The 26,818-nt window shown below is 65.0% G+C and carries 27 protein-coding genes; 21 read left to right on the top strand and 6 right to left on the bottom strand.

Annotated elements, in window-relative coordinates:
- The first annotated feature begins 130 nt into the window (after positions 1–130).
- The 11 genes from XH90_RS32970 (at position 131) to XH90_RS32920 (ending at position 10,496) form a co-directional block, all read left to right on the top strand.
- Positions 131–712: a helix-turn-helix domain-containing protein gene (locus XH90_RS32970; protein WP_194478387.1), complete on the top strand. Its 582-nt coding sequence runs from the start codon at positions 131–133 to the stop codon at positions 710–712.
- Positions 712–1,224 carry a GNAT family N-acetyltransferase gene (locus XH90_RS32965; protein ID WP_194478386.1) on the top strand — a complete coding sequence of 171 codons (513 nt, stop codon included), beginning with the start codon at positions 712–714 and terminating at the stop codon, positions 1,222–1,224. Before XH90_RS32970 ends, XH90_RS32965 begins: the two co-directional genes overlap by 1 nt.
- Before the next feature lie 2 nt (positions 1,225–1,226).
- Positions 1,227–1,688: a GNAT family N-acetyltransferase gene (locus XH90_RS32960; protein WP_194482889.1), complete on the top strand. Its 462-nt coding sequence runs from the start codon at positions 1,227–1,229 to the stop codon at positions 1,686–1,688.
- A 92-nt stretch (positions 1,689–1,780) separates the two neighbouring features.
- A complete protein-coding gene (locus XH90_RS32955) occupies positions 1,781–2,839 on the top strand; it encodes a LacI family DNA-binding transcriptional regulator (protein ID WP_194478385.1) in 1,059 nt (352 codons plus the stop codon).
- 87 nt (positions 2,840–2,926) lie between these two features.
- The gene (gene xylB / locus XH90_RS32950) at positions 2,927–4,381 is read left to right on the top strand and encodes a xylulokinase (RefSeq protein WP_194478384.1); all 1,455 of its coding nucleotides are present in this window, start codon (positions 2,927–2,929) and stop codon (positions 4,379–4,381) included.
- Positions 4,382–5,704 carry a xylose isomerase gene (xylA, locus tag XH90_RS32945; protein WP_194478383.1) on the top strand — a complete coding sequence of 441 codons (1,323 nt, stop codon included), beginning with the start codon at positions 4,382–4,384 and terminating at the stop codon, positions 5,702–5,704.
- 11 nt (positions 5,705–5,715) lie between these two features.
- Positions 5,716–6,474, top strand: a complete 759-nt coding sequence (locus tag XH90_RS32940) for an ATP-binding cassette domain-containing protein (protein WP_194478382.1) — start codon at positions 5,716–5,718, stop codon at positions 6,472–6,474.
- Entirely contained in the window at positions 6,474–7,544 is a 1,071-nt protein-coding gene (locus XH90_RS32935; RefSeq protein WP_194478381.1) for an ABC transporter permease, read from the top strand. The genes XH90_RS32940 and XH90_RS32935 overlap by 1 nt, the downstream gene beginning before the upstream one ends.
- Positions 7,545–7,637: 93 nt before the next feature.
- A complete protein-coding gene (locus XH90_RS32930) occupies positions 7,638–8,570 on the top strand; it encodes a sugar-binding protein (protein ID WP_194478380.1) in 933 nt (310 codons plus the stop codon).
- Between the two features lie 99 nt (positions 8,571–8,669).
- Positions 8,670–9,650 (top strand): aldo/keto reductase, encoded by a 981-nt coding sequence (locus tag XH90_RS32925; protein WP_194478379.1) that lies wholly within the window; start codon positions 8,670–8,672, stop codon positions 9,648–9,650.
- 3 nt (positions 9,651–9,653) lie between these two features.
- Positions 9,654–10,496 (top strand): amidohydrolase, encoded by an 843-nt coding sequence (locus XH90_RS32920; RefSeq protein ID WP_194478378.1) that lies wholly within the window; start codon positions 9,654–9,656, stop codon positions 10,494–10,496.
- 78 nt (positions 10,497–10,574) lie between these two features.
- On the opposite strand, the gene XH90_RS32915 is transcribed toward XH90_RS32920, so the two are convergent.
- The 3 genes from XH90_RS32915 to XH90_RS32905 form a co-directional block, all read right to left on the bottom strand.
- Positions 10,575–10,940 (bottom strand): nuclear transport factor 2 family protein, encoded by a 366-nt coding sequence (locus tag XH90_RS32915; RefSeq protein WP_194478377.1) that lies wholly within the window; start codon positions 10,938–10,940, stop codon positions 10,575–10,577.
- Positions 10,941–11,051: 111 nt separating this feature from the next.
- A complete protein-coding gene (locus tag XH90_RS32910; RefSeq protein ID WP_092289080.1) occupies positions 11,052–11,402 on the bottom strand; it encodes a RidA family protein in 351 nt (116 codons plus the stop codon).
- A 120-nt stretch (positions 11,403–11,522) separates the two neighbouring features.
- Positions 11,523–12,350 (bottom strand): PHB depolymerase family esterase, encoded by an 828-nt coding sequence (locus XH90_RS32905; RefSeq protein WP_371748285.1) that lies wholly within the window; start codon positions 12,348–12,350, stop codon positions 11,523–11,525.
- 315 nt (positions 12,351–12,665) lie between these two features.
- Between XH90_RS32905 and XH90_RS32900 the strand changes: the two genes are divergently transcribed.
- From XH90_RS32900 to XH90_RS32890, 3 genes are all read left to right on the top strand, one after another.
- Positions 12,666–13,670, top strand: a complete 1,005-nt coding sequence (locus XH90_RS32900) for a PAS domain-containing protein (protein WP_194478375.1) — start codon at positions 12,666–12,668, stop codon at positions 13,668–13,670.
- Between the two features lie 392 nt (positions 13,671–14,062).
- A complete protein-coding gene (locus tag XH90_RS32895; protein ID WP_194478374.1) occupies positions 14,063–16,171 on the top strand; it encodes a methyl-accepting chemotaxis protein in 2,109 nt (702 codons plus the stop codon).
- Positions 16,172–16,216: 45 nt separating this feature from the next.
- Entirely contained in the window at positions 16,217–16,513 is a 297-nt protein-coding gene (locus XH90_RS32890; protein ID WP_194478373.1) for a hypothetical protein, read from the top strand.
- A gap of 32 nt (positions 16,514–16,545) precedes the next feature.
- Here the strand turns inward: XH90_RS32890 and XH90_RS32885 are convergent, their stop codons facing one another.
- Complete coding sequence (locus tag XH90_RS32885) at positions 16,546–18,216, bottom strand: FAD-binding dehydrogenase (RefSeq protein WP_194478372.1); 1,671 nt, start codon at positions 18,214–18,216, stop codon at positions 16,546–16,548.
- 248 nt (positions 18,217–18,464) lie between these two features.
- Here XH90_RS32885 and XH90_RS32880 point away from each other — a divergent pair, with 248 nt between their 5' ends.
- From XH90_RS32880 to XH90_RS32860, 5 genes are all read left to right on the top strand, one after another.
- Positions 18,465–18,935 (top strand): hypothetical protein, encoded by a 471-nt coding sequence (locus tag XH90_RS32880; RefSeq protein ID WP_194478371.1) that lies wholly within the window; start codon positions 18,465–18,467, stop codon positions 18,933–18,935.
- 200 nt (positions 18,936–19,135) lie between these two features.
- Positions 19,136–19,330, top strand: coding sequence for a hypothetical protein (locus tag XH90_RS32875; RefSeq protein ID WP_194478370.1), 195 nt, complete (start codon positions 19,136–19,138; stop codon positions 19,328–19,330).
- Positions 19,331–19,354: 24 nt separating this feature from the next.
- Complete coding sequence (locus tag XH90_RS32870) at positions 19,355–19,945, top strand: SCO family protein (protein WP_194478369.1); 591 nt, start codon at positions 19,355–19,357, stop codon at positions 19,943–19,945.
- A 92-nt stretch (positions 19,946–20,037) separates the two neighbouring features.
- Positions 20,038–20,973, top strand: a complete 936-nt coding sequence (locus tag XH90_RS32865; RefSeq protein ID WP_194482888.1) for a transporter substrate-binding domain-containing protein — start codon at positions 20,038–20,040, stop codon at positions 20,971–20,973.
- Between the two features lie 232 nt (positions 20,974–21,205).
- Entirely contained in the window at positions 21,206–22,849 is a 1,644-nt protein-coding gene (locus tag XH90_RS32860; RefSeq protein ID WP_194478368.1) for a lysine--tRNA ligase, read from the top strand.
- A 193-nt stretch (positions 22,850–23,042) separates the two neighbouring features.
- On the opposite strand, the gene XH90_RS32855 is transcribed toward XH90_RS32860, so the two are convergent.
- A complete protein-coding gene (locus XH90_RS32855) occupies positions 23,043–23,696 on the bottom strand; it encodes a helix-turn-helix transcriptional regulator (protein WP_194478367.1) in 654 nt (217 codons plus the stop codon).
- A gap of 204 nt (positions 23,697–23,900) precedes the next feature.
- Between XH90_RS32855 and XH90_RS32850 the strand changes: the two genes are divergently transcribed.
- Both XH90_RS32850 and XH90_RS32845 read left to right on the top strand, forming a co-directional pair.
- Positions 23,901–24,245 (top strand): DUF952 domain-containing protein, encoded by a 345-nt coding sequence (locus XH90_RS32850; protein ID WP_194478366.1) that lies wholly within the window; start codon positions 23,901–23,903, stop codon positions 24,243–24,245.
- Complete coding sequence (locus XH90_RS32845; protein ID WP_194478365.1) at positions 24,242–25,339, top strand: quinone-dependent dihydroorotate dehydrogenase; 1,098 nt, start codon at positions 24,242–24,244, stop codon at positions 25,337–25,339. Before XH90_RS32850 ends, XH90_RS32845 begins: the two co-directional genes overlap by 4 nt.
- A gap of 110 nt (positions 25,340–25,449) precedes the next feature.
- Here the strand turns inward: XH90_RS32845 and XH90_RS32840 are convergent, their stop codons facing one another.
- Positions 25,450–26,817 (bottom strand): MATE family efflux transporter, encoded by a 1,368-nt coding sequence (locus tag XH90_RS32840; RefSeq protein WP_194478364.1) that lies wholly within the window; start codon positions 26,815–26,817, stop codon positions 25,450–25,452.
- Position 26,818: the final 1 nt, after the last annotated feature.

The following is a 26,818-nucleotide window of genomic DNA, read 5'->3' as shown; positions in this document are numbered from 1 at the left end:
GTGCTGTCACGCGCGCAAAGATTCCAATATATTAGCCCCTCGCTCCCGGCACGCGCCGCGCCTTCGGCTTAATCTCTTTCCGTCCGGCGGATGCGGTCCATGCGCGGGGCGATGTTCGGATCGGAAGGCCATGGACCAGCAAAAACTCGACAGGGCGATCGGTCGCCGCTTGAAGATTCTGAGGACGCAGGCCGGCATGACCTTGAACGAACTCGCCAGCCGCTCCGGTGTCAGCCGGGCCATGATCGGGCGGGTGGAGCGGGCGCAGAGCAGTGCGACGGCGGCCCTGCTCAACAAGCTCTGCGCGGCGCTCGACGTCTCGCTGAGCGACGTCGTTGCGCTCTCGGAGAAGCCGCCGGAGCGGCTGACGCGGCTCGCCGACCAGCCGCACTGGCGCGACCCCGACAGCGGCTATCGGCGCCGCCATGCCTCACCTGTCGATGCGGCGAGCGGCATCGAGGTCATCGTGGTCGACATGCCGGCCGGCGCGCGGGTGCCCTACAGCCCCTGGGGCCGCAACGCCTTCACCCAGCAGCTCCTGATGCTGGAGGGCGCGGTCTGCGTGCATATCGACGCCAAGACGGTGCGCCTGCGCGAAGGCGACTGTCTCGACTTCGACGTGATGCGCGCGGTGACCTTCGAGAACGAAACCAAACAGGATGCCCGCTACGTCATCATCACCAGGCGCGGCACCTCTTACGGGAAAATATGATGTCGCTGATCGTACGGGACGCAACGCTCGAGGATGCCGAGGACATTCTCGCCATCTACAATTTCGCCGCCATCAACACCACGGCGGTCTGGACCGACGGCCCGGCTGATCTCGACTCGCGGCGCGAATGGATCCGCACGCGGCAAGGCGCGGGCTATCCCGTGCTGGTCGCGATGAAGGGCAGGGACGTCGTCGGCTTCGCCTCGTTCGGCGATTTCCGTCCCTTTCCCGGCTATCGCCACACCGTGGAGAATTCGGTCTATGTCGACGAGCGGCACCATCGCGCCGGCATCGGCCGCAGCCTTCTGGCCGCGCTGATCGAGCGCGCCAGCGCAATGAACAAGCACGCCATGATCGCCGGCATCGAGGCCGCCAATGCCGGCTCGATCGGCTTGCACGCCTCGCTCGGCTTTATCGAAGTCGCCCGCATGCCGGAGGTCGGTTGCAAGTTCGGCCGCTGGCTCGATCTCGTCTTCATGCAGAAGATGCTCGCAAGTGACGTGAGGCCATGACGATGCAGATCCGCGCCGGAGATACCTTCGATCCGCGCGTCGTCGCGCTGCTCGACCATCACGTCACGGCGGCGCGGGCCCAGACCGCTCCGGGCAGCGCGCACGCGCTCGATCTTGCAGGCCTTCGCGCCAGCGACGTCGCGTTCTGGACCGGCTGGGACGGCGAAACGCTGGTCGCGACCGGCGCGCTGAAGACGCTCTCGCCCGACCATGGCGAGGTGAAGTCGATGCATACGCTCCAGACCACGCGTCGCCGCGGTTTTGGCGGCCTGATGCTCCGTCACATCATCGCCGAGGCGGGCCAGCGCGGCATCAAGCGGCTGAGCCTGGAGACCGGCTCGTGGGATTATTTCAAGCCGGCGCACGCGCTCTACCGGGCCCACGGCTTCGTGCCCTGCGCCCCGTTCGAGGGCTATGTCGAGGATTCCAACAGTCTTTTTCTCACGCTTGATCTGAGCGCCTAGCGCCGAGCGTCGGCGCAACCGCGGCTCGAAAAGATCGCCTTGCGCCTCAAAATGAGTTGCGCACCTCAAAACGCCTCTGCTAGCCTTCAGGCATGGCCCAAGAGACTTCAGAAGGTCTGACCGCCTCCGCCGCGTTGACGCTGAAGGACATCGCCCGCGAGGCCGGTGTCAGCTTGGCGACGGTCGACCGCGTCCTGCATAACCGCCCCGGTGTGCGGCCGGACACGGTCCGGCGCGTCCAGGAGATCATCGCGCGCAACGCTTTCCAGCCGCATGTGGCGGCCGCCGAACTCGCCCGCGGCCGAGCCCGCCGCTTCGCCTTCGTGATGCCGACGGGAGCGAACCCGTTCATGCAGCAGATCGAGGCCTATCTCGGCGAGATGTCCGCCTGGCTCTCGGCCCGCCGTCTCGGCGTCGAGCTGATCAATACGGATGTGTTCGATCCATCCGTGCTCGCGGCCTCGCTCGAGGCGCTGTCGGGCAATTACGACGGCATTGCCGTGGTGGCGCTGGATCATCCCGGCGTTCGCGCTGCGATCAACGATCTCGTCGATGCCGGCACCAAGGTGGTGACGCTGGTCTCGGATGTGCCGTCGTCGCGCCGGCACCATTATGTCGGCATCGACAACATCGCTGCCGGCCGCACCGCCGGCGCGCTGGTCGGGCGGCTGGTCGGCCAGAAGTCCGGCAAGATCGGCATCATCGCGGGTTCGCAGGGCCTGCGCGACCATGCCGAGCGTATCTTCGGCTTCAATCAGGTGATGGCGTCGGAATTTTCGCACCTCGACATCCTGCCTCTGCTCGAGGGACGCGACGACGACGACCGATCCGAGCAGCTGATATCGCGATTGCTCGGCAAGCACCCCGACATCATCGGCCTCTACAATGTCGGCGCCGGCACGCAGGGCGTCGCAAAGGCCCTGACCGAGGCCGGCCGCGAGAAGCAGATCGTCTTCATCGCCCATGATCTCACGGCGATGACGCGAAGACTGCTGCTTCAAGGCACGCTCGATGCCGCGATCTCGCAGAATCCGGGGCACGAGGCCCGCGCCGCCGTGCGCGTGCTGCTGTCGCTTGCGCGCAACGAGCCGATCCTGAGCGAACAGGAGAATATCCGCATCGACATCCTGATGCGGGACAATCTGCCGTAGCCGCAAGGCGCGGTGCTTTTTTAGGAGACCGATTGCAGGAAGCGCGACGTCAGTTCGTGCGCTGCAAAAGGGAAGGGGAGGACGAACTTGTATCTCGGAGTGGACATCGGCACGTCCGGTGTGAAAGCGGTGCTTGTGAACGAGGCCGGCGCGGTGGTCGCGACGGCCGCGCGCGAGCTTGCGTTGTCGCACCCCGCACCGTTGTGGTCCGAGCAGGATGCCGATGCCTGGGTCGAGGCAGCCATCGGTGCCATCGACGATCTCGCCGCCGCTCATCCGCGTGACGTCGCCGGCGTGCGCGGCATCGGCCTCTCGGGCCAGATGCACGGCGCGACACTGCTGGATGGGGATGGGCGCCCGCTGCGCCCCGCCATCCTCTGGAACGATGGCCGCTCGCATGCCGAATGCATCGAGCTCGAACGCCGCTGCCCGTCATTGCGCGCGATCGCCGGCAATTTCGCGATGGCCGGCTTCACCGCGCCAAAGCTGCTCTGGGTCGCGCGGCACGAGCCCGATATTTTCAAGCGGGTGGCGAAGGTGCTGCTGCCGAAGGCCTATGTCCGCTATCGCCTCACCGGCGAGATGGCCGAGGACATGTCGGACGCATCAGGCACGCTGTGGCTCGACGTTGGCCGACGTGACTGGTCGGCGGAGCTGCTCAACGCCGCCGGTCTCGATCTGCATCACATGCCGCGCCTCGTCGAAGGCAGCGAGGTGAGTGCGGTGCTCGCCGGTGAATTCGCGCAGCGCTGGGGCATGGCGAGGGACGTCGTGGTTGCCGGCGGCGCCGGCGATAACGCCGCCAGCGCGATCGGTCTCGGCGCCATCGCACCGGGCGACGCCTTCCTGTCGCTCGGCACCTCCGGCGTGGTGTTCCGCGTCACCGATCGCTTTGCGCCGGCGCCCGAAGCGGCGGTGCATGCGTTCTGCCACGCGCTGCCTGACCTCTGGCACCAGATGGGCGTGATGCTGTCGGCGGCGGCCTCGCTCGCCTGGCTCGCGAACGTGATGGAGACGCCCGCAGCGGCCTTGCTGGCCCCGCTCGGCCAGCGCGTCGACGGCCCGAGCCCCGTCAAATTCCTGCCCTATCTCGACGGCGAGCGCACGCCGCACAATGATGCCGCCGCGAGCGGCGCCTTCGTCGGCCTGCGGGCTGCGACCGGCCGCAACCAGATCGTCCAGGCCGTGCTCGAAGGCGTCGCTTTCGCCGCGCGCGACAATCTGGCTGCGCTGAGCGCTGCGGGCGGGGCGATCACCGACGTTGATCTCGTCGGCGGTGGTTCGCGCTCACCGCTCTGGGCGCAGATCTGCGCCGACGTGCTCGGCATTGCCGTGCATCGCGTCGAGGAGGGCGAGGTCGGCGCCGCACTCGGCGCCGCGCGGCTCGGCCGGCTTGCGGTATCAGGCGAAGACCCGGCCCAAGTGTGCACCCGTCCGCGACGGCTTGCCAGTTTCACGCCTCGCGCCTCCGCTGCGTCCGTCTATGACGAGGCCTATCGCAGTTGGCGCAAGCTTTATCCCGCGTTGAAGGAGACGACGTAAGTGAACGCGCCAACGAAATTCTTCGATGCCAGCACGCCTGTTGCCTTTGTCGGCAAGGATGCGGGACATGCACTCGCCTTCCGCTGGTACGACAAGGACCGCATGGTCCACGGCCGCAGGCTGGAGGATCACTTACGCTTTGCGGTCTGCTACTGGCATTCGCTGTGCTGGCCGGGCGGCGATCCCTTCGGGGGCGAGACGTTCATGCGGCCCTGGCACCACGGCAGCGATGCGATGGCGATGGCGCGCGCCAAGGCTGATGTCGCCTTCGAACTGTTTCGTCTGCTCGATGTGCCCTTCTACACCTTCCACGACGTCGACGCGGCGCCCGAGGGCAACTCGCTCCAAGAATCCGTCGCCAACCTCAACGCCATCGCCGATGTGTTCGAAGCCAAGATGGCATCAGCCAAGGTTCGCCTGCTCTGGGGCACTGCGAACCTGTTCACGCATCGCCGCTACATGGCGGGGGCCGCAACCAATCCGGACCCCGAGATCTTCACCTATGCCGCCGGCCAGGTCCGCGCCGCGTTGGAGGTGACGCACCGGCTCGGCGGCCAGAACTATGTGCTCTGGGGCGGCCGCGAGGGTTACGAGACGCTGCTCAACACCGATCTCAAGCGCGAGCTCGACCAGCTCGGCCGGTTCGTGTCGCTGGTGGTCGAGCACAAGCACAAGATCGGCTTCAAAGGCCCGATCTTGATCGAGCCGAAGCCGAAGGAGCCGACCAAGCATCAATACGATTTCGACGTGGCCACCTGCTACGGCTTCCTCGCACGCTACGATCTGCTCAAGGACGTCAAGCTCAACATCGAGCAGAACCACGCCATTCTTGCCGGGCATTCCTTTCATCACGAGGTCGCGCTCGCCGAGGCGCTCGGCGTGTTCGGCTCGCTCGACGTCAACCGCGGCGACGATCTGCTCGGCTGGGATACCGACCAGTTCGCGATGAACGTCGGTGAGCTCACGCTGGTGTTCCACGAGATCCTGAATCGCGGCGGCTTCACCTCCGGCGGGCTCAATTTCGACGCCAAGATCCGCCGGCAGTCGATCGATCCCGATGATCTCATCCATGCCCATGTCGGCTCAATGGATGCCTGCGCACGGGCGTTCCTCGCCGCCGCCGACATGCTCGATGCCGGCGCGCTCACGGCGCCGCTGGCCAAGCGCTACGAGGGATGGGCCGGGCCCGAGGGTCGCGCCATTCTCGGCGGCCAGCGGTCGCTCGCGGATCTCTCCGATCGCGCGCTCGGGGCGGGCTTCGACCCGCAGCCGCGGTCGGGCCGGCAGGAATATCTGGAATCACTCGTCAACCGCTACGTCTGAGCGAGGTCGTGATGTCACATGATGACACAACGCCGGTCCTCGAACTCACCGGTATCGGCAAGGAGTTCGGCGCCATCCGCGCGCTGCACGGTGTGGACTTGCACGTCCGCCCGGGCGAAGTGGTTGGGCTGATGGGCGACAACGGCGCCGGCAAGTCGACGCTGGTCAAGATCATCGCCGGCAATTTCCGCCCCACCCATGGCGAGATCCGCTTCGGCGGCAACGCCGTCCACTTCAGCCGCCCGGTCGACGCCCGCGCGGTCGGGATCGAGGTCGTCTATCAGGACCTCGCGCTCGCCGACAACCTGACGGCGGCGGCGAACGTCTTCCTCGGCCGCGAGCTCAAGCGAAAGTTCGGGCCAATTGCGCTGCTCGACCACAAGGCAATGGCCTCGCGCGCGCTGGAATTGTTCGGCGAGCTGCGCTCGGAGACCCGGCCGCATGATCTGGTCAAGCAGATGTCCGGCGGTCAGCGCCAGGCCGTGGCGATCGCCCGCACGCGTCTGTCCAACGCAAAGCTCGTGATGATGGACGAGCCGACGGCCGCGATCTCCGTGCGCCAGGTCGAGCAGGTCCTCGGTCTGATCCATCGCCTGAAGGAGCAGGGCGTTGCCGTCATGCTGATCTCCCATCGCATGCCCGACGTGTTCGCGGTTTGCGACCGCGTGATCGTCATGCGTCGCGGCGAGAAGCGGGCCGACAAGCCGATCCACGAGACGTCCCCCGAGGAAGTCACCGCCCTCATCACCGGCGCGAAGGAGGCGGCGTGATGGCCATGCCCCTGGAATCCCCCGTTACGTTCTCCAACGTCGGCAAGACCAAGTGGTGGCAGCGCGGCATCTTTGCCTCGCAGACCGGCTACGTCCTGCTGGCGCTGATCGTGCTGATGATCGCAATGCGTTTTGCCAGCCCTTACTTCTTCACCGAAGGCAACATGCAGAATGTGGCGAAGAACTTTTCCTTCATCGCCATTGCCACGCTCGGAATCACGTTCGTCATCATCACCGGCGGGATTGATCTCTCCGTCGGCTCGATGATGTGTTTTTCGGCGATGATCACCTCCATGGTCATGGTCGAGCTGTCGGCACCGGGATCGCCCTTCGTCCATCTGGCCGCCGACGGCAAGACGGTCGTCGCCAATGTGCCCGGCTTGATCCTTCTGATCTCGGTGCTTGCAGGTCTGCTCGTCGCGTTCATCGTCGGAATAGTCAACGGCTTCTGCATTGCGGTGCTCGGCCTGTCGCCCTTCGTCACCACGCTCGGCATGCTGTCGATCGTGCGCGGGCTCGCTTATGTCGTCTCGAACGGCCGTGGCAGCTTCCCGGGCGGGCCCGATGCCGATCTCTTCTACGCGCTGACCTCGGGTGACGTGTACGGCATGCCCGCGCCCTTCATCTACCTGGTGATCCTCGCGGTGGTGATGGCGGTCGTGCTGCATCACTCCAGCTTCGGTCGCCACGTCTTCGCGCTCGGCGGCAACGAGAAGGCGGCGGAATTGACCGGCATTCCGGTCGTGCGCGTGAAAATCGAGGTCTATGTGATCTGCGCGCTCGCCGCCGGCCTGCAGGGCATCATCATCTCGGGCTGGCTGGGATCCGCACCCGCAAACATGGCGACGTCCTACGAGCTCAACGTCATCGCCGCCGCCGTCATCGGCGGCGCCAATCTCGCGGGCGGCCTCGGCGGCCCGCTCGGCGCCATCGTCGGCTGCGTGCTGCTGGAGGTGATCCGCAACGGCCTCGTGCTGGCGCAGGTCAACTCCTACTGGCAGCAGACGCTGGTTGGCGTGATCATCATCCTTGCCGTGCTGGTCGACCGCGTCCGCTCGCGCATGACGTAACGGGTTACTCCGGAAGGACAACGAAAGATCGTCTATCCGCCTGCCGGAGCATCACATCACAAATGGATAGGCATTAAAGTGTGGAGGGAAAGCATGAAGAAGCTTCTGTTGGCCGGCGTGACCATCGCGATGATGGCGACCCCGGCATTTGCCCAGACCTACAAGTTCGCCGTCGTTCCCAAGGCGATGAACAACCCGTTCTTCGACGTGGCGCGTGACGGCTGCATGAAGCGAGCCAAGGAACTCGGCAACGTCGAGTGCATCTACAAGGGGCCGATCGAGCACGAGCCGGCGACGCAGGCGCAGATCATCCAGGACTTCATCACCCAGAAGGTGGATGGGCTCGCGATCTCGGTGGCCGACGTCGCGTCCATGACCAAGTCGATTGAGGCTGCGACCGCGGCCGGCATCCCCGTCATCACGTTCGACGCGGATGCGCCGGGCTCCAAGCGCATCGCCTATATCGGCACCAACAACAAGGATTTCGGCTTGGCGCTTGGCAAGCAATTGCTCCAGCTCCGGCCCGAGGGCGGCAAATACGCCATGGTGTCCGGCGGCCCGGGTGCGAAGAATCTCGCCGAACGCGTCGATGGTGTTCGCGAGGCGCTCAAGGGCTCGAAGTGGGTCGAGGTGCAGGGGTCGCCGACCTTCTGCAACGACGATTCCACGCTCGCGGTCCAGCAGATGTCCGACCTGCGCACGGCGACGCCGGATCTCGCCGCAATCGTTCCGGTCGGCGGCTGGCCGATGTTCGCGCCCGAGGGCTTCAAGGCCTTCGTCAACAAGAACAAGAAGGACATCGACAGCGGCAAGCTGACGCTCGTCGTCGCCGATACACTGAAGATGCAGCTCGAGTTGCTTCGCGATGGCTACTCCAACGCGCTCACCGGTCAGCGCCCGTTCGAAATGGGCGAGAAGTCGATGGACACGTTGCTGGCGATCAAGAAGGGCCAGAAGGTTCCGGAAACGATCTACACCGGTCTCGATCTGGTGACGAAGGACAACGTCGCGAAGCTCCTGAAGTAGAGACGTCGAGCAGGAACGTCTCCCAGCCCCGACGTTCCTGCGCTACACTCCCTCTCCCGCCCTGCGGGGGAGGGAGTGCTGCATTTGGAAGGAACTGCAATGAAGCGTACCCGGCTTGCTGACGGTCTCGATGTCACTTCGATCGGCCTCGGCTCGGCGCCGCTCGGCGGATTGTTCTCGGCGGTCAGTGATGCGGATGCGGAAGCGACACTCGCGGCCGGCTGGTCGGCCGGCATCCGCTTCTTCGATACCGCGCCGCTCTACGGCTTTGGCCTCGCGGAACGACGACTGGGTGCTTTCCTGCGGCGACAGAAGCGCGAATCCTATGCGATCTCGACCAAGGTCGGCCGCCTGCTGCGCGAGCCTGGTGGTGCGACGGTCGAGGACGATCATTACAAGGGCGCGCCTGCGCTGCGGCCGCAATTCGATTTCAGCTATGATGGCGTGATGCGCTCGGTCGAGGAAAGCCTCGGCCGCCTCGGGCTCGATCGCGTCGATGTTCTGCTGGTGCATGACCCCGATGATCACTATGACGCTGCCGTCAGCGGCGCCTTCCGCGCGTTGATGCGTCTGCGCGACGACGGCACCGTGAAGGCGATCGGCTCCGGCATGAACCAGTGCGAGATACTCACGCGCTTCGCCGAGGCCGTGCCGGTCGACTGCTTCCTGCTGGCCGGCCGCTACACGCTGCTCGACCAGGGCGCTCTGGATGCGCTGTTCCCGGTTTGCATCTCGAAGAGGATCGGCATCCTGCTCGGCGGCATCTACAACAGCGGGATTCTGGCCAATCCGCATGCGGGTGCGAAGTTCAACTATGAGGACGCGGATGCAGCGCTCGTGGCGCGTGCGCTCGATCTCGACCGGCTCTGCCGTAAGCACGGCACCGAGCTGAAGGCCGCCGCGCTGCAGTTCTGCATGGCCCATCCGGCCGTGACGGTTGCCGTGATGGGTGCGCGCAATGCGGCCGAGGTCGCCGACAACATCGCGATGTCGGAGCGCGCGGTGCCGCAAGCCTTCTGGCAGGAGCTTCGTGCGAAAAATCTCGTCGACGCGCGGGCGCCGCTGCCGGGCGGAGTGTGAGCCATGGCCATCGACGCTCACCAGCATTTCTGGGATCCCGCGCGCGCAGATTACCCCTGGATGTCGGCGCCTGAGCTTGCGCCGATCCGTCGCGCCTTCGGTCCGGCCGATCTCGCGCCGCTGCTGAAGGCGAACGGCATCGATGCAAGCATCGTCGTGCAATGCCGCTCCGCGCTGGCCGAGACCGAAGAGTTCTTGGCGATTGCGGATGCGACGCCTTCCGTCATCGGTGTCGTCGGCTGGGCCGATCTGACCGATGCCGCGATCGGCGACACGCTCGACCGCCTGCGCACCTTGCCCGGCGGCGCAAAGCTGGTCGGCGTGCGCCACCAGGTCCACGACGAGGCCGATCCCGAATGGCTGCTGCGCACCGAGGTCCAGCGCGGATTGGCTGAAATATTCGCCCGCGATCTTACCTACGACGTCCTCGTCCGCACCCGCGAGCTCCCCGCAGCGACCGCAACAGCAAAAGCCTTTCCGCGAAGCCGATTCGTGCTCGACCACGCCGCAAAACCGCCGATCGCCGATGGCGGCAGCGTCGAATGGTCCGAGCGCGTCGCAGCGCTCGCCGCCTGCGGCAATGTCTGGTGCAAGGTCTCTGGGCTCGCGACCGAAGCGAAGTGGAACGATTGGGACGCCGAGCGGCTGTTTCCGTTCGTTCAGCATGTAGCGAAGTGCTTTGGCGAGGATCGCCTGATCTTCGGCTCCGACTGGCCGGTGTGTCTGCTCGCCGGCAGCTATGGCGAGATCGAGGGCGCGTTGGAGACGTGCCTGACCAAGCTCGGCGCGAGCACGCGCGAGAAGGCGTTCGGGGTGAACGCGAAGACTGCGTATCGGCTGTCATAACCTGAGCGCGCACCCAGCAAATGGTGTCGTCCCGGCGTTCGCCGGGACGACGATCGAGTTTGTGTCAGCGCTCGTGCCTCACGCGCCCGCGGGCACCTGATCCAGGAATCCCGTGATGCTCTTGATCCGCCCGTCCTTCAGCACCGCGAAATCGGTGCCCTTGATCGGGCTGTCGACACCATCAGGACCGAGGCCCCACGAAAAGCGCAATTGGTCGCCGTAGCCGTTGGGCTCGCCGATCAGGCTGAACTTGAAGTCGGGAAAGCGTTGCTGCACGCCTGATATCAGCCCGTCGATGCCATCAGGGCCTTCGCCCTTCATCAGCGGGTCGACATAGCTCGCGTCCGCGGTCCAGAACTCGCCGAGCAATTCGCGGCGGCGATTCTGTGCGCGCTCGTTCCAGAGATCGATATAGCGGCGGGCGATCGTGACATGGTCGGTCATAAAACTCTCCTTCGATGGCGCCGTGGTTCGGCTGACCGTCACTATCGAAGGTTCACGCGCGCCGATCGATTACCTCTGAGGTCATCAGCGCGCGTGAAGTTTACGCGAAAATTACTTCGCCGCGGTCACCATGATCTCGACGGTATACTGCGGCGCGGCCAGCTTGGCTTCGACGGTTGCGCGGGCCGGGGTGTTGCCGGGCGACACCCAGCCGTCCCACACGGCGTTCATTTCCTGGAACGTCTTCATGTCGGTGATGTAGATCGTGGCCGACAGCAGCTTCGACTTGTCGGTGCCGGCCTTGGCGAGATGGCCGTCGATGGTCTTCAGGATGTCCTGGGTCTGCTTGGTCACGCTTTCGCCGGCCGCGTTGCTGGCGACGACGCCGGCGAGATAGACGGTGTTGCCGTGCACCACGACCTGGCTCATGCGCGGGCCGGTTTCAAAACGCTGAATGCTCATTTACGGGATCTCCTGATGGGAATGGCGGCCCTGTCTAGCGCAGCCCCCTGCGCTCTGCCACCCCGGGCACGCATGGCGTTGCCGGGCACGCATGCATGACCGGCAAAAAAATGCGTCGGTTCATCGAAACCGGCTGAAGAAAGCCCAAATCGTTTCGGCGCCGTCGATGTCGGCGTTCTGCGGCCCGAGCAGGCCGGTTGCAACCTTCGGGAAACGGGCATCCGGCGCAACTCCGGGCATGCGGTGTCCGCCGTCGTTGATGCGATAGAGCAGGACGTCATGCCCTTCAGGGCAACGTGATGTGATCCGTGTGACCGTGGACTGATCATCCGGCGCCCTGTCCGGCATTTCGGTCGCGTCGGCGTCGCCCGGACCGCAACCATTGAGCTTGCGCCAGAATGCCACGGTCTTCTCGGTTGACCAGAATCCATGCGCGGCAAAATAGCTCGCCCCGCGCCCGCCCTCATAGGGGATCAGCGGATCGGCGGTGCCGTTCATGATCAGCATCGGCAGCGGCCGGGACGGATGGCAGGCGGCCGCGAGCTCGTCGGTCAGGTTCATGATCACACTGGCGCCGGCCGCAAACAGATCGGCGCGGGTGCAGAGCAGCGTCATCGTCATTGCCCCGCCGTTGGAGATGCCTGTGACATAGATGCGCTTCGCGTCCGCGGCGCCGTCGGCCACGAATTTCTCGACCAGCTTTGCGATGAAGGCGACATCGTCCGTGCCTGCGGGCGGACCGCGTCCGGCGCGCCCCGCTTCGGTCCGCGCATCGGCCCAGGCGCGGTTGAGGCCGTCAGGAAACACCACGGCAAAGCCTTCGCGCTTCGCCACCTGCGGCCACGCCGTCCGTGCGATCATATCGGCGCCGCGCTGGGTCTTGCCGTGCAACACGACGACGAGCGGCGCAGGTTTCCGTGCCGGCAATTGCGCGGTGTACGATCGCATTACGCCATCGACGTCGATCGTAGCGGCGCATGCGGGAGAGAGGCAGCAGATCGATGCCAGCCAAAGCGCGGCAAGCTGCAGGGCGGATCGCGTCGTCAAGGGCATGCTCGGCACCATGGTCGTCTGCGTTTAACCGTTTCGACGCGCGCACCCAAGCGCAAGGCCCCGGGGCGCGATGCTCAAGGGGCCCCCTTCCTCTTTCGGGAGTGGTGCACAAAAATGATGCAGGAATCGATCGCTGAACCTGCGTCAGCGCGCGGACTTGCGATAAGCTGCAATTAGGAGTTGAGTTAGGTTTTGACGACGGGGGCTGATTTGCTCCAACTGGAAAAATATTTCGACCCTTCGGATATACTTCGTTTTCTTGAAGAAAAAATCGGGACTGGCGTCTGGCGCTGCGACGCCGAGGGCCGGATGCAGTGGTCGCGTGGCTTCTACGGCCTGCTGGGGCTTGATCCCCATTCCGTCGCGCCCTCCTACGCGGAGCTCGAGCGACGAATTCATCCGGAGGATCGTGGGCCACCGCGTGATCCGCGCGAATCGGTCTTCGACCGGTTCCTGCTCGAGGGCGAGTTTCGTATCACCCGGCCCAATCGGGCGCTGCGCTGGATCCGCGTCCAATCCGAGACATTTCTCAATGCTGCCGGCGAGCCCGAATGCGTGCTCGGTATCGCCGTCGACGTCACTGAACAGCGCAGGTCGCCGCAACCTCTCAGGATCGAGGCGGGCCGCTACGCGGCGCTGACGCAGGTCGCAGGCGGGTTTCTGTGGGTCGGTAGCCGGGATGGCCGGATCACCGCGCTGCTGAACGCGGAGAACAAGCCGGACGCGCAGCGATTCTTCGGCAAGGGCTGGGTCGATCTCCTGCCTGAAGAGGAACGTGAAGCGGCGTTGCAGAGCTGGGCGACCGCGGCCGAAACGGGACAGCCGTACGACGTCGAGCACCGGCTGCGCCAGTCCGACGGCTCTTATCGCTGGTATCATTGCAGGGCGGTGCCGGTCACGGAGGCGGATGGCAGCATTCGGGAGTGGCTGGGAATCTCCACGGACGTGCACCAGGAGCGATTTTCGATCCAGCACGCAGCGACGTCGCGGCTGACCGGCGCTCAGCTGCGCGCGGCCCGCGGCATGCTGAATTGGTCGGTGAAGCAACTGGCCGCGCGAACCGGGATTTCCGCCGCCGTGATTCGCCGGCTCGAGGAAGAGAATGGCCTGTTGCGACTGCCCGACGAGACGTTGACCGTTCTTCGCGACGCGCTTTCGTCTGCCGGCATCGAGTTCACGTTCGGAGCCGGGAAGCCCGGCGTGAGGCCAAGATGATCGTCAAGATGATCGTGGCACGGCCATTCATTGTCGCCATTCCGGCACTTTAATTCCCGGCGCAGTGTCGCGCGCAATTTTTGCGCACGCTGAGAGACATTGCGGACAAATTTTTCTTAATGCTGAAATAAGCATTTTTGGTCACCATCGCCCCACACGTCAAAGTCGGATTCGTGGGGATGTGAAGACTGACGGTAGAGCGTGAGTTTGGAGTGCTGGATCATTGCCGAAGCGTCGCGCGCTTCGATCAATCAGGAATCATTGCAAGCGGGCGCGCCAATGCTGCCCGGGTCGGAATGTTCAGTATCGCCTCGAACGATCGCATCCGTGCGGCATCTTCCGTGCGGGATTTCATGCGATGCGCCTGAGGCCGTAGCTTTGGAGTATTATCAATGCCTTTTCATTTCGGATTTCGCATCGGCGGCCGGTTGATCGCCGGATTTGCCGCAGTCTGCGCCATCATCGCGCTGTCCGTCGGTTATACCGTGTTCGCGGTCGGACGCATCTCGACGACCGTCGATCGCATGACCAATCTGCGCACGCCGGTGGCGCTGGCGAGCACCGAACTGGTCGGCAACCTCTATTCCACGCTCGCGACCTTGCGCGGCTATCTGCTGAGCGGAAATCCGCAAGGCAAGCTCGACCGCACGGCGATGTGGAAGGAGATGGACAAGGCAGCCGCTGCATTCGACGAGCAGGCGGCGCAATTCACCAACCCCGAGAACAGGCAGAAATGGCAAGACGCCAAGGCGCTGCTGGCCGAGTTTCGCGCGGCGCAGGACAAGGCAGAAGCGATCGCCTTCACCCCTGATGCGTATCCTGCGACCAAGCTGATGGTCGGCGAGGCCAGCCCGCGCGCGGACATGATCTTCTCCGAGATCACGAGGATGATCGATCAGGAGGAGGCGCAGGAAGCGACACCGGAGCGGAAGAAATTGCTCAAGGCCATGGCCGATACGCGCGGCAATTTTGCCGCCGCCACGGCCCTGCTTCGGATGTATCTGCTCTCGGGCGAAAAGGCCGACAAGGAAAGGTTCGCCAAGCCCTGGGCGGCGTTCGAGAAAGGCTATGCCGGGGTCAATGCGCGAAAGGACCTGCTCACGTCTCCGCAACAGGCTTCCTTCGACAAGATCTCGAAAGCGCGAGACGAGCTTGCGCCGCTCTACGAAAAGATCTTCGCGCTTCGCGAGTCGCAAGACTGGAATGCGCCGGTTTACCTGCTGATGACCGAAGCTGCACCGCGCGCGGCAAGGATTCTCGATCTGCTCGACGGGCCCAAGGGGGCCGACGGCGCACGTTCGGGAGGCATCAAGTCCAATCAGAAAAAGATGCTCGCCGAGGAGAGCCGGGACGTGCAGGAGAGCATCTCGCTGCTCAAGCTGGTGCTGTGGGTCCTGTTGGCCGCGGGAGTCGGCTTCGGCGGGACAATCGCGTTGTTCACGTCCCGCTCGATCGCCGTCCCGATCCGGGGAATGACCTCCGCCATGGGCAAGCTCGCCGGCGGCGACACCTCCACGGCGATCCCCTGCGTGGGCCGCACCGACGAGGTCGGCGAGATGGCCGATGCCGTCCAGGTGTTCAAGGAGAACATGATCGAGGCCGAGCGCCTGCGCGCCGAGCAGGCGCAGGCCGAGGCTCGCGCGGCCGCCCAGCGCAAGGCGGACATGCACAAGCTCGCCGGCCAGTTCCAGGAAGCAGTCGGAGAGATCGTGAAGACGCTGTCGTCCTCCTCGACCGAGCTTGAAGCCGCGGCGCGGACCCTGAGCAAGACCGCCGAGAACACCCAGGAACTATCGAGCGTGGTCTCTGCCGCATCCGAGGAAGCGTCGACCAACGTTCAATCGGTGGCCTCCGCCACCGAGGAAATGAGTTCCTCGGTCTCGGAAATCAGCCGCCAGGTGCAGGACGCGGCCAGGATCGCCGGTGCGGCGGTGGAGCAGGCGCAGCGGACCAATGATCGGGTCCATAAGCTGTCGCAGGCCGCAACCCGCATAGGCGACGTGATCGAGCTGATCAACACGATCGCGGGGCAGACCAACCTGCTCGCGCTGAACGCCACGATCGAAGCGGCGCGGGCCGGTGAAGCGGGGCGCGGCTTTGCCGTGGTTGCGTCCGAGGTCAAGGCGCTCGCCGAGCAAACCGCGAAGGCGACCGGAGAAATCGGTCACCAGATTTCCGACATTCAGGCGGCCACCCACGACTCGGTGCTCGCGATCAAGGAGATCAGCGGAACGATCGGCAGGATCTCGGAAATATCCTCGGCGATCGCTTCGGCCGTCGAAGAGCAGGGAGCGGCCACGCAGGAGATTGCCCGCAACATCCAGCAGGCGGCGCAAGGCACCGACGAGGTCGCCGCCAACATCAGCGAGGTGAAGCACGGCGCGGCGGAGACCGGCTCCGCTTCGACCCAGGTGCTTGCCTCGGCTCAGATGCTGTCGAAGGACAGCTCGCGATTGCATGCCGAGGTCGAGCAGTTCCTGACCACGGTGCGCGCAGCCTGACCCCGAGGAGACGCGTCGTTCTTCATGATCGCATGAGGGAAGGCAATGACCGATCCATTCGCACAGGAACGGCCCGCAGGCGACAACGTCATCGCCTGGCCGTTCAGGGCGACCAGCATGGTCGCCAACGCCAGGAGAGATTGCGAGACGCTGCAACGTAGCGTCGCGACGCTGCAGCGTTGTCTCGGGGCGCTCGGCGATTTTCTTCGGAATTTCGATGACAGGCCGGAAGCCGAGGGACTTCGGGCGCACATGGCGGAGCTGAACGAGCTGCTGTCGCTGCGGCTCGCTCAGATCTCCCGGACCGAATGCCTGTTGCAGGAGCTGCTTCGCCGCGGCTGATGCGGGCGCGTCGGCCCACGGCCGCGCACCACTCAGCCCACCGCCTTGGCCGTAGCGCGGCCGGCATTGCGGCCCGAGAACAGGCAGCCGCCGAGGAACGTGCCCTCCAGCGAGCGATAGCCGTGCACGCCGCCGCCGCCGAAGCCCGCGGCTTCGCCGACCGCATAGAGGCCGGGAATGATCCGCCCCTCTGCGCCGAACACGCGCGAGTCGAGATCGGTCTCGAAGCCGCCCAGCGTCTTGCGGGTGAGGATGTTGAGCTTGACCGCGATCAGCGGGCCCTTCTCCGGATCGAGAATCCGATGTGGGGACGCGGTGCGGATCAGCTTGTCGCCGATGTAGCGCCGCGCATTGTGGATGTTCATCACCTGCGCATCCTTGACGTAAGGATTGGCGATCTCGCGGTCGCGCGCCTCGATCTGCATCTTGATCTCGTCGAGCTTGAGCAGATCGTTGCCGGCGAGCTTGTTCATGGCGGTGACGAGATCCTCGATCTTGTCGCGCACGATGAAGTCGACGCCATGGCTCTTGAACGCCTCGACCGGCGCCGGCGCGCCCTTGTTGGTGGCGCGGCGCAAGGTCATGCGCCAGCTTTTGCCGGTGAGGTCGGGATTCTGCTCCGAGCCCGACAGTGCAAACTCCTTCTTGATGATGGCCTGCGTCAGGATGAACCAGGAATAATCGTATCCTGTCGACATGATGTATTTGAGCTGGCCGAGCGTGTCCGAGCCGGGGAACAGCGGCGCCGGCAGCCGCGTGCCCGTCGCATCGAACCACATCGAGGACGGGCCGGGCAGGATGCGGATGCCGTGGCGCGGCCAGATCGGTGACCAGTTCTGGATGCCTTCGACGTAATGCCACATGCGGTCGCGGTTGATCAGCCGCGCGCCGGATTTCTCGGTGATGCCGATCATGCGGCCGTCGACATGCTCGGGCACGCCTGAAATCATGAACTTCGGCGGCTCGCCGAGCCGCTTCGGCCAGTTTGCCCGCACCAGGTCGTGGTTGCCGCCGATGCCGCCGGACGCCACGATCACGGCCTGCGCCTTCAGGGTAAACTCGCCGACTACATTGCGCGACGAGCTCTTGCCGCGCTCGACATTGTCAGGGGCGAGGATCGCGCCGCTGACGCCGTCGACCGTGCCATTGGTGATGGAGAGCGCATCCACCCGATGGCGGAACTTGAAGGTCAGCCGGCCGCTGCTTGCGGCTTCGCGCGCGCGGCGCTCGAACGGCTCGACGATGCCGGGGCCGGTGCCCCAGGTGACATGAAAGCGCGGCACCGAATTGCCGTGGCCCATGGCGTCATAGCCGCCCCGCTCGGCCCAGCCGACCACGGGGAAGATGCGATGCCCCATCGCGCGCAGCCAGTCGCGTTTTTCGCCGGCCGCGAAGGCCACGTAGGCCTCGGCCCATTTGCGCGGCCAGAAATCCTCGTCGCGGTCGAACCCGGCGGTGCCGAGCCAGTCCTGCATGGCGAGGTCGAACGAGTCCTTGATGCCGAGCCGGCGCTGCTCCGGCGAATCAACCAGGAACAGTCCGCCGAACGACCAGAAGGCCTGGCCGCCGAGCGACTGCTCGCCTTCCTGGTCGACCACGATCACGCGCTTGCCGGCGTCGGCAATCTCGGTCGCCGCCACCAGTCCCGATAGTCCTCCGCCGACGACGATGACGTCCGCCTGCTCAGTCGAATCCCCGGCCATGAGTTCCCCCCTGTAGTCGCCCGGATTGAAGCCAGCTGGCGCAACTGAGATCAAGGGCTTGTCGCGTCAGACATCGTTAACTTGTTCCACTTTGGGATCGGGCGGACTGAGTGCAGCGCGGACGCAACACTGGATTTGAATTTGTTTTGAACGAGCCGGCCTGCCTAGACAAAACCACGGTAACGACCGACGCTAGGCGCGCATCACCACCTGACACGCAGATTCGAAAACGACTGGGGCGGGGGACAATGAAGTTTCTGACGGGGTTGCTTGCGGCGGTTTGCTTGATCGCTTGCATGGGGGCGTCTCACGCGGTGGTGCGGATCGCGGATGACCGCGGCGGCCGGATCGGAACCTACGTCGACAAGTACCAGGACCTGCGCCAGTCCGGTGACACCGTCATCATCGATGGCCTTTGCGCCTCCGCCTGCACCATTGTCCTCGGCGCCATCCCGCACGACCGCATCTGCGTCACCTCGCACGCGACACTCGGCTTCCACGCCGCCTGGGACTTCGGCAGCAACGGCCGCGCCGTCACCAATCCCGAAGCCACCCAGATGCTCTATGCGATGTATCCCTCGCAGGTGAAGCGCTGGATCACGCAGCGCGGCGGCCTCACACCGCACATGCTGTTTCTGAAGGGCAAGCAGCTCCAGGCGATGTACAAGCCCTGCTACCTCGACGCGCAGGCCTCGGCCAACAAGCCGTCGTCTAGGTAAGATCTCGCTTCGTCATTGTAGAGTTGGGTGACGCCGCGCACGCGGTGAGCCCCCTCTCCCGCTTGCAAACGGGAGAGGCGGGCACCGCCTTCGCTGCGAAGGCTGCGCACCTCATCACCACGTGATCTCCGCCCACTCCGTTCTGCTTGCCCGCCCCAGCGCGAGCGCCTATTTGAAGGGCAGGGAACCTGATCCTTGTCATGGCGCAATCACCGCATCCCGCACACCGGCTACAGGACGTTTCGCCCACTGTCGGGCGCGCGCCGTCCGTGCTGCTGTGGACTGGAGCGGGCGCCGGTGGGCTGATGGTGATTGGCGCGCTGGCGCTCTGGTTCCACTACGGCACCCAGGTGTTCTTCGAAATGATCAGGACCGGCTTTGCAGCCTGCTTCTGACCCGCGACAGGAAGTCTTCCGCTCATGAGTTCAGCCGCCCGTCCGCTGGTGATCGCGACCGCCTTCGCCTCGAGCCTCGTCGTCGGCCTGCTGGTGCTGTTCTGGGCCATGGGCGGGGTCAGCAAGGTGGCGCAGCCGGCCGCGATCGGCGGCCCGTTCCAGCTCACCGACCAGAACGGCAAGGCCGTCACCGACAAGAGTCTCAAGGGCAAGCCGACCCTGATCTTCTTCGGCTACACCCATTGTCCCGACGTCTGCCCGACCTCGTTGTTCGAGATGTCGGAAGTGCTGCGCGCGATGGGCAAGGACGCCGACAAGGTCAACGCCGTCTTCATCTCGGTCGATCCCGAGCGCGACACGCCCGCGACGATGAAGGACTATCTCTCGAGCTTCGATCCGCATCTCGAGGGCCTGTCCGGCGATCCCGCCGAGACCGCCAAGGTGATCACCTCCTACCGGGTCTACGCCAAGAAGGTCCCGACCAAGGACGGCGACTACACCATGGACCATACCGCGCTGATCTACCTGATGGACCGCGACGGCCGCTTCGTCTCGCCGTTCAACCTGAAACGGTCGCCGGAAGAGGCTGCGACCGAGCTGAAGCGGTATCTCTAAGGCCTCTGGTTAACTGCAATCGGCGCTCGCGTTCCCGGCCGGATGGTCTATAAGGCCTTCCGATCCCAATGAAATTCATTCCTTTCCGGCCGATGGCTCCATCGCAACAGGCGAAATCGTCCAAATCTGCCCGTGGCTTGCTGACAGGGCTCGCCGTCACCGCGTGCTTGCTCGCAGGCCTGTCCGGCGCCCGCGCCCAGGCTCCGGCCAAGCCGCCCCCGGCGGCCCCTCAAGCGACGACGCCAACCGCGCCTCAAGCCGCCCCCCAGGCGGTACCCGGCTTCTGGGACCCGCGGCGGCGCCCGGAGCGGCCGGACCTGTCGCGCCTGACCGTGATCCGCTTCCTGACCGAGACCGATTACCCGCCGTTCAACTTCACCGGCGCCGACGGCAATCCGGCCGGCTTCAACGTCGATCTCGCACGCAGCCTGTGCGAGGAGATCAAGGTCTCCTGCACGGTGCAGATGCGCCGCTTCGAGACGCTGGTCGATGCGCTCACCTCCAACCGGGGCGATGCGATCATTGCCTCCATGGCGGTGAGCCCGCAGCTTCGCGCCCGCGTCGACTTCACCGATCCCTATTATCGCGTGCCCGCGCGCTTCGCCTCGCGCAAGGATGCGGTGATGCCGGAGATTCGGCCCGAATATCTCGAAGGCAAGAAGGTGGGCGTCATCGCGGGCTCCGCGCATGAGGCTTACCTGAAGGCGATGTTCACCGACGCCGAGCTGCACCCCTACCCGAACGACGATGCGCTTCGCGCCGCGCTCCGCAAGGGCGAGGTCGATTTCATCTTCGGCGATGCCATCTCGCTGGCGTTCTGGATCAACGGCACGGACTCCGGCGATTGCTGCGCCTTCTCCGGCGGCCCGTTCGTCGAGAGCCGCTTCTTCGGCGAAGGCATCGGGATCGCCGTGCGCAAGGGCAACGACGTGCTGCGTCAGGCCCTGAACTGGGCCCTGTTCCGCGTCTGGGAAAAAGGTCGCTACACCGATCTGTGGCTCAAGTATTTTTCGGTGAGCCCGTTCTAGATTCTTCTTCGCCTCTCCCCGCGTGCGGGGAGAGGCCGGATTGCATCGAAGGTGCAATTCGGGTGAGAGGGACTCTCCGCGAGTCAAATTCTCACCGTCATTGCGGAAGCAGCCCCTCACCCCAACCCTCTCCCCGTAAGAACGGGGCGAGGGAGTAAGAGCGGCGATAGCCGCGCCAAGTTTTGCATTCTGCCCGGAAATCGCTATTTTCCGCGGCCCGGAGGCCCCTTTGATGTCCGTAATTGATCCCAGCATGAGCCCGAGCGATCTTCGTGCGCTCGCCGAACAATCCAACGCCTGGCCGTTCGAGCAGGCGAAGGCCATTGTCGCGCGGCTGAAGAAAAGCCCGAAGGACGAGGTGCTGTTCGAGACCGGCTACGGACCCTCAGGCCTGCCGCATATCGGCACGTTCGGCGAGGTCGCGCGCACCTCGATGGTGCGCCACGCCTTCCGCGTGCTGACCGAGGACAAGATCAAGACGCGCTTGCTCGCCTTCTCCGACGACATGGACGGCTTCCGCAAGGTGCCTGACAACGTGCCGAACAAGGATCTCCTGGCGCAATATCTGGGACGTCCGCTCACCGCGGTGCCCGACCCGTTCTCGAACGAGCATCCGTCGTTCGGTGATGCCAACAATGCGCGCCTGCGCGCGTTCCTGGATCATTTCGGCTTCGACTACGAGTTCGCGAGCTCGACCGTCTATTACAAGTCCGGCCGTTTCGACGCGACGCTGCTCAAGATGCTCGCCGCTTATGACAAGGTGATGGACATCATCCTGCCGACGCTCGGCCCCGATCGCCGCGCGACCTATTCGCCGTTCCTGCCCATCAGCAAGACCTCAGGCGTCGTGCTGCAAGTGCCGATGATCCGCCGCGACGTTGCCGCGGGCACCGTGACCTATGTCGACCCCGACACCAACGAGGAAGTCGAAACATCAGTCACCGGCGGCAACGTCAAGTGTCAGTGGAAGGCCGATTGGGCGATGCGCTGGGTCGCGCTCGGCGTCGACTACGAGATGGCCGGCAAGGACCTGATCGATTCCGTGAAGCTGTCCGGCGCCATCGCCAGGGCGCTCGGCGGCACGCCGCCGGAAGGCTTCAACTACGAACTCTTCCTCGACGAGAAGGGCCAGAAGATATCGAAGTCGAAGGGCAACGGTCTCACCATCGACGAATGGCTACGTTACGCCTCGCCGGAATCGCTGTCGCTGTTCATGTATCGCGAGCCGAAGGCGGCGAAGCGGTTGTTTTTCGACGTCATCCCGCGCCAGGTCGACGACTATCAGCAGTTCGTCGATGGCTTTGCCAGGCAGGATGACAAGCAGCAGCTCGGCAATCCGGTCTGGCACATCCACAACGGCAAGCCGCCGCAGGGCGACATGCCCGTGACGTTCCAGCTTCTCTTGACGCTGGTGTCGTCGTCGAACGCGGAGAACGCCGAGACGCTGTGGGGGTTCATCGGCCGCTACCGTCCGGGCGTGAGCCCGCAGACGCATCCGAAGCTGGATGCGATGGTCGGCTACGCCATCAACTATTATCGCGATTTCGTCGCGCCGACGAAGCAGTTCCGCGTGCCCACCGACACCGAGCGCGCCGCGTTGCAGGACCTGCGCGATGCGCTGTCGCAACTTCCGGCCGAGGCGTCAGCCGAAGAGATCCAGAACGTCGTTTACGAGATCGGCCGCCGCGAGCCGTTCCTCGACCAGGTCAAGAAGGGCAAGGACGGCCGCCCCGGCGTCACGCTCGACTGGTTCAACATGCTGTACCAGGTGCTGCTCGGCCAGGAAAAGGGCCCGCGCTTCGGCTCGTTCGTCGCGGTGTACGGCGTGCAGAACGCGGTCAACATGATCGACGGTGCGCTGGCAAGGAGTGCGTGAGGGATCCTTTCGCTGTCATCGCCCGGCTTGACCGGGCGATCGAGTACTCCGAGGCAGTTGTGACGCGCCGAGACGCCGCGGCGTACTGGATTCCCCGCTTGCCGCCTGCGCTAAAGCTTCGGCGCGCCCAAGATTGAAACCTCGGCGAAGCCTTGGCGTAGCCGGGTCGCGCGGAATGACAGCGGAGCAAGTCTCACTGGCTCGCCCACACGATCCTTGCGACCCACGCGACATCACCTGCCGCCAAGGTCCGCTCCGCCTGCGTCGCATCGAGCGACTGCAACTCCAGCGCCTTCGCCGTGCGGCGCTTTAGCGTCGCGACCATCGCCTCGCCCGTCTTCGTCTTCACCACCACGCGATTGCCTTTGCGGACCGGCGTGCCCGGTGAAACCAGGATGACATCGCCGTCGCGATAGGCAGGCATCAACGTGTTGCCGGAAATCCCCAGCGCGAAGGCACGGCTGTCCTCGGCGTTCGGCAGCGCGATTTCGCTCCAGCCTTTGCCTGACGGGAAGCCTTTCTCGTCGAAAGCGCTGCCGAGGCCTGCCTGCGCGAAGCCGAGCAGCGGTACAGTGTGGCCATCGCCGGCATCATCGTCGATCAGCCTGGCAAAGAATTCGATCGACGATTCTGCCGCCGCCAGCGCCTTCGCGATCGATTCGGTGGAAGGCCAGCGCTCGCGGCCATCGGTGGTGACGCGCTTGGACTTGTTGAAGGTGGTGGGATCGAGCCCGGCCCGCTTGGCAAGGCCCGATGGCGACAGTCCGGCGCGCGCGGCCAGCCGGTCCAGCGCGGCCCAGATCTGGTCGTGGGTCAGCATCCTCTGCGCTTTGGCCTGTTTGACCATGGAAGGTCCAGCCCGTCGCAACTCAGGAAAACTGTCCTCAAATCAACCGGTTTTCCGTTTTTCGCGCAAGGGGCGACCTCTAACTCTTGAGTTCGGAAGGGGCGGCCTTTACGGTCGCGCCGGGTTTTGAGACCCGTTCGGGAACGAAAAACCCCAAGAGAGTCAAAGAGCTGACTCAACGAGCAAACAGGGCTCCGGTAAGCGGTGGTCAAGATCTACAAAATCTGTCCGGCCTCGGCCTGGCGCGAGGCGGAACGGCAGGGCGTGTACCGGGGCAGCGCGGACGACGCGCGCGACGGATTCATCCATTTTTCGACCGCCACCCAGGTTCCTGAGACGCTGCGCAAGCATTATTCCGGCCAGCGCGCGCTGTTCCTGGTCGAGGTTGACGGCGATGCGTGTGGCGCCGAACTGCGCTGGGAGCGCTCGCGCAATGACGAACTGTTTCCGCATCTCTATGGCGAGCTCGATCTCGGCGCCGTGCTCTCGGTGATGAACCTGAACATGCGCTCCGATGGCGGCCACGATACCCCGGAGCTTGCCCCGTGATCCGCGCTTTCGATGCTTTCTCGCTGCCGGTGCTGCGCTGGCTCGATCCGGAAGACGCACACCGGCTCGCGATCCAGGGCCTGCGCTTCCTGCCGCCGGTGAAGCCGCGCACCGATGATCCCAAGCTCGCCGTGCGCGCCTTCGGGCTCAACTTTCCCAACCCGATCGGCATGGCTGCGGGCTTCGACAAGAGCGCTGAGGTGCCCGATGCGCTGCTGCGGCTCGGCTTCGGCTTCGTCGAGATCGGCTCGGTGACGCCGAAGCCGCAAGGAGGCAATCCGAGGCCGCGGCTGTTTCGCCTCGAGCGGGATGAGGCCGTCATCAACCGCATGGGCTTCAACAACGACGGCGCTGAAGCGGTGCTGCGCCGGCTTGCCGCGCGCGCGGCGAACGGCGGCATCGTCGGCGTCAATGTCGGCGCCAACAAGGATTCGCCCGATCGCGTCGCCGATTACGTCAAGCTGATCGAGACCTTCGCGCCGGTCGCGAGCTATTTCACCGTCAACGTCTCCTCGCCCAACACGCCCGGTCTGCGCAATCTGCAGGAAGGCGCGCTGCTCGACGATTTGCTCGGACGGGTGATCGATGCGCGCGAGCGTGTCAGGCAGAAGGCCGGTGACACGCCGGTGCTGCTCAAGATCGCGCCCGATCTCAGCCTTGCCCAGCTCGACGACGTCGTGCAGGTCGCGCGCTCGCGCCGGGTCGACGGCATGATCGTGTCGAACACGACGATCGCACGGCCGAGCACGCTGCGCGAGGAGATGCGCGCGAAGGAGCAGGGCGGCCTGTCCGGCCGGCCACTGTTCCGCCTGTCGACGCGCATGGTCGCGGAGACCTATGTGCGCGTCGAAGGCGCATTCCCGCTGATCGGCGTCGGTGGCGTGGACTCCGGCGGCGCCGCGCTGACGAAAATCCGCGCCGGTGCCAGCCTGATCCAGCTCTATTCGTCGCTGGTCTACAAGGGCCTCGGCCTCGTCGACGAGATCAAGCGCGACCTCACCTCGACACTGCTGCGCACGGGACGGGATTCGCTGTCGGAGATTGTCGGCGCCGATGCTGCGACGCTGACGGCGGAAGACTGGCCGGGGATGTAGGCTCTTCGTCTCTCCTGCGTTGGTCCGCGTGTGGGGAGAGGAGTGAGGGAACTCTCCGGGAATCCCACTCTCACCGCCCTTGCGGAGACTCCCCCTCAATCCCGACCTTCTCAGAGCGAGCTTTGCTCGTCGCGCCCCCGCAAGCGGGGAGAAGGAGAAGAAAGAAACGTCGCCCGGTACAGCGCTGGATACCTCGCGCCCTGCAATCCCCCGCGTGCGACATAGAACGCGAGCAGCGCGCACCACAGTCCGGCATTGCCCAGCGATTGCAGCGCCAGCCAGATGCCGAAGAAGATCGCGAGCGAGGCCAGCATCAGGTTGCGCATCTCGCGCGCCCAGGTGGCGCCGACATAGATGCCGTCGAAGCCGAACGCGAACACGCCGGGGATCGGCGCCAGCACGATGAACGGCAGGAACTCGTGCGCGGCGCGACGAACGTCCTCGCTTGTGGTCATGAAATTGATGATATCGGGCCCGAACGTCGCAAACAGCACCGCGACGACCAGCGCGAAGCCGAGGCCCCACAGCAGCACCAGCCTTGTCGAATCCGCAAATCCCCTGGCATCGCGCGCGCCAAAGGTGCGGCCGCAGAGCTGCTGGGCGGCGTTGGCGAGGCCGTCGAGGAAGAAGGCGCTGACCAGCAGGAAATTGTTGAGCACGGAATTTGCGGCCAGCGTCACGTCGCCGGCGCGCGCGCCCTTGGCGGTGAAGAACAGAAATACGGTGGTCAGCGCCGCGGTGCGAATCATGATGTCGGAATTCACCGACAGCAGCCGCATCAGCTTGGCGCGGTCGAACAGAATTGCGCGGGGAACGGCAAAGCCGCCATGCGCATGGCGCCGGCAGACGACGACGCCGAGCACGAAGCCGATGCCCTCGGACAACAGCGCGGCGATGGCGGCGCCCGCGATGCCGGTGTCGTAGACCAGCACCAGCAAGATCGTCGCCGCCATGTTGATGAGGTTGATGGCGACCTGGAGCGCGAGCGCCGGATTGGCGCGGGCCTGCCCGACCAGCCAGCCGAGGATGACGTAGTTGGCGAACGCGAAGGGCGACGACCAGATCCGGATCATGAAATAGGTTTTGGCGGCGTGCGTCACGCCCGCGCTGCCGCCCATCAGGTCGAACAGGATGCCGGCCAGCGGCAACTGCAGCACGATCAGCGCGCCGCCGATCAGGCCTGCGACGATGAATCCGCGCACCAGGATCACGGTCTCTTCGCGCGTCTCGCCGGCGCCGAGCGCCTGCGCGGTGAAGGCGAGCGTGCTCATGCGCAGGAAGCCGAACAGCCAGAACAGGCAGTCGAAGATGACGGAGGCCATCGCGACGCCGCCGAGCAGCGCGGCATCGTCGAGCCGTCCGATCGCGGTGGTCGAGACCACGCCGATCAGCGGCGTGGTGAGGTTCGCAACCATCGCGGGGCCCGCGATGGCGAAGACCTGGCGGGAGCCGACCTTGGGATGAGCAGGGGCGTGCATG

Origin of the sequence: Bradyrhizobium sp. CCBAU 53338 (assembly GCF_015291665.1) — a bacterium.
Lineage (GTDB): Bacteria > Pseudomonadota > Alphaproteobacteria > Rhizobiales > Xanthobacteraceae > Bradyrhizobium.
This window is presented reverse-complemented; position numbering and strand designations above follow the sequence as displayed.

Bases quoted from the DNA above. Each gene is read 5' to 3' on its own strand.
- XH90_RS32915 (WP_194478377.1), bottom strand. From the start codon at position 10,940: ATGACCGACCATGTCACGATCGCCCGCCGCTATATCGATCTCTGGAAC.
- XH90_RS32940 (WP_194478382.1), top strand. From the start codon at position 5,716: ATGTCACATGATGACACAACGCCGGTCCTCGAACTCACCGGTATCGGC.
- XH90_RS32865 (WP_194482888.1), top strand. From the start codon at position 20,038: ATGGCTCCATCGCAACAGGCGAAATCGTCCAAATCTGCCCGTGGCTTG.
- XH90_RS32970 (WP_194478387.1), top strand. From the start codon at position 131: ATGGACCAGCAAAAACTCGACAGGGCGATCGGTCGCCGCTTGAAGATT.
- XH90_RS32905 (WP_371748285.1), bottom strand. From the start codon at position 12,350: ATGCGATCGTACACCGCGCAATTGCCGGCACGGAAACCTGCGCCGCTC.
- XH90_RS32925 (WP_194478379.1), top strand. From the start codon at position 8,670: ATGAAGCGTACCCGGCTTGCTGACGGTCTCGATGTCACTTCGATCGGC.
- XH90_RS32895 (WP_194478374.1), top strand. From the start codon at position 14,063: ATGCCTTTTCATTTCGGATTTCGCATCGGCGGCCGGTTGATCGCCGGA.
- XH90_RS32870 (WP_194478369.1), top strand. From the start codon at position 19,355: ATGAGTTCAGCCGCCCGTCCGCTGGTGATCGCGACCGCCTTCGCCTCG.
- XH90_RS32875 (WP_194478370.1), top strand. From the start codon at position 19,136: ATGGCGCAATCACCGCATCCCGCACACCGGCTACAGGACGTTTCGCCC.
- XH90_RS32960 (WP_194482889.1), top strand. From the start codon at position 1,227: ATGCAGATCCGCGCCGGAGATACCTTCGATCCGCGCGTCGTCGCGCTG.
- XH90_RS32860 (WP_194478368.1), top strand. From the start codon at position 21,206: ATGTCCGTAATTGATCCCAGCATGAGCCCGAGCGATCTTCGTGCGCTC.
- XH90_RS32855 (WP_194478367.1), bottom strand. From the start codon at position 23,696: ATGGTCAAACAGGCCAAAGCGCAGAGGATGCTGACCCACGACCAGATC.
- XH90_RS32935 (WP_194478381.1), top strand. From the start codon at position 6,474: ATGGCCATGCCCCTGGAATCCCCCGTTACGTTCTCCAACGTCGGCAAG.
- XH90_RS32910 (WP_092289080.1), bottom strand. From the start codon at position 11,402: ATGAGCATTCAGCGTTTTGAAACCGGCCCGCGCATGAGCCAGGTCGTG.
- XH90_RS32880 (WP_194478371.1), top strand. From the start codon at position 18,465: ATGAAGTTTCTGACGGGGTTGCTTGCGGCGGTTTGCTTGATCGCTTGC.
- XH90_RS32840 (WP_194478364.1), bottom strand. From the start codon at position 26,817: ATGCACGCCCCTGCTCATCCCAAGGTCGGCTCCCGCCAGGTCTTCGCC.
- XH90_RS32885 (WP_194478372.1), bottom strand. From the start codon at position 18,216: ATGGCCGGGGATTCGACTGAGCAGGCGGACGTCATCGTCGTCGGCGGA.
- XH90_RS32965 (WP_194478386.1), top strand. From the start codon at position 712: ATGTCGCTGATCGTACGGGACGCAACGCTCGAGGATGCCGAGGACATT.
- XH90_RS32930 (WP_194478380.1), top strand. From the start codon at position 7,638: ATGAAGAAGCTTCTGTTGGCCGGCGTGACCATCGCGATGATGGCGACC.
- XH90_RS32955 (WP_194478385.1), top strand. From the start codon at position 1,781: ATGGCCCAAGAGACTTCAGAAGGTCTGACCGCCTCCGCCGCGTTGACG.
- XH90_RS32920 (WP_194478378.1), top strand. From the start codon at position 9,654: ATGGCCATCGACGCTCACCAGCATTTCTGGGATCCCGCGCGCGCAGAT.
- XH90_RS32890 (WP_194478373.1), top strand. From the start codon at position 16,217: ATGACCGATCCATTCGCACAGGAACGGCCCGCAGGCGACAACGTCATC.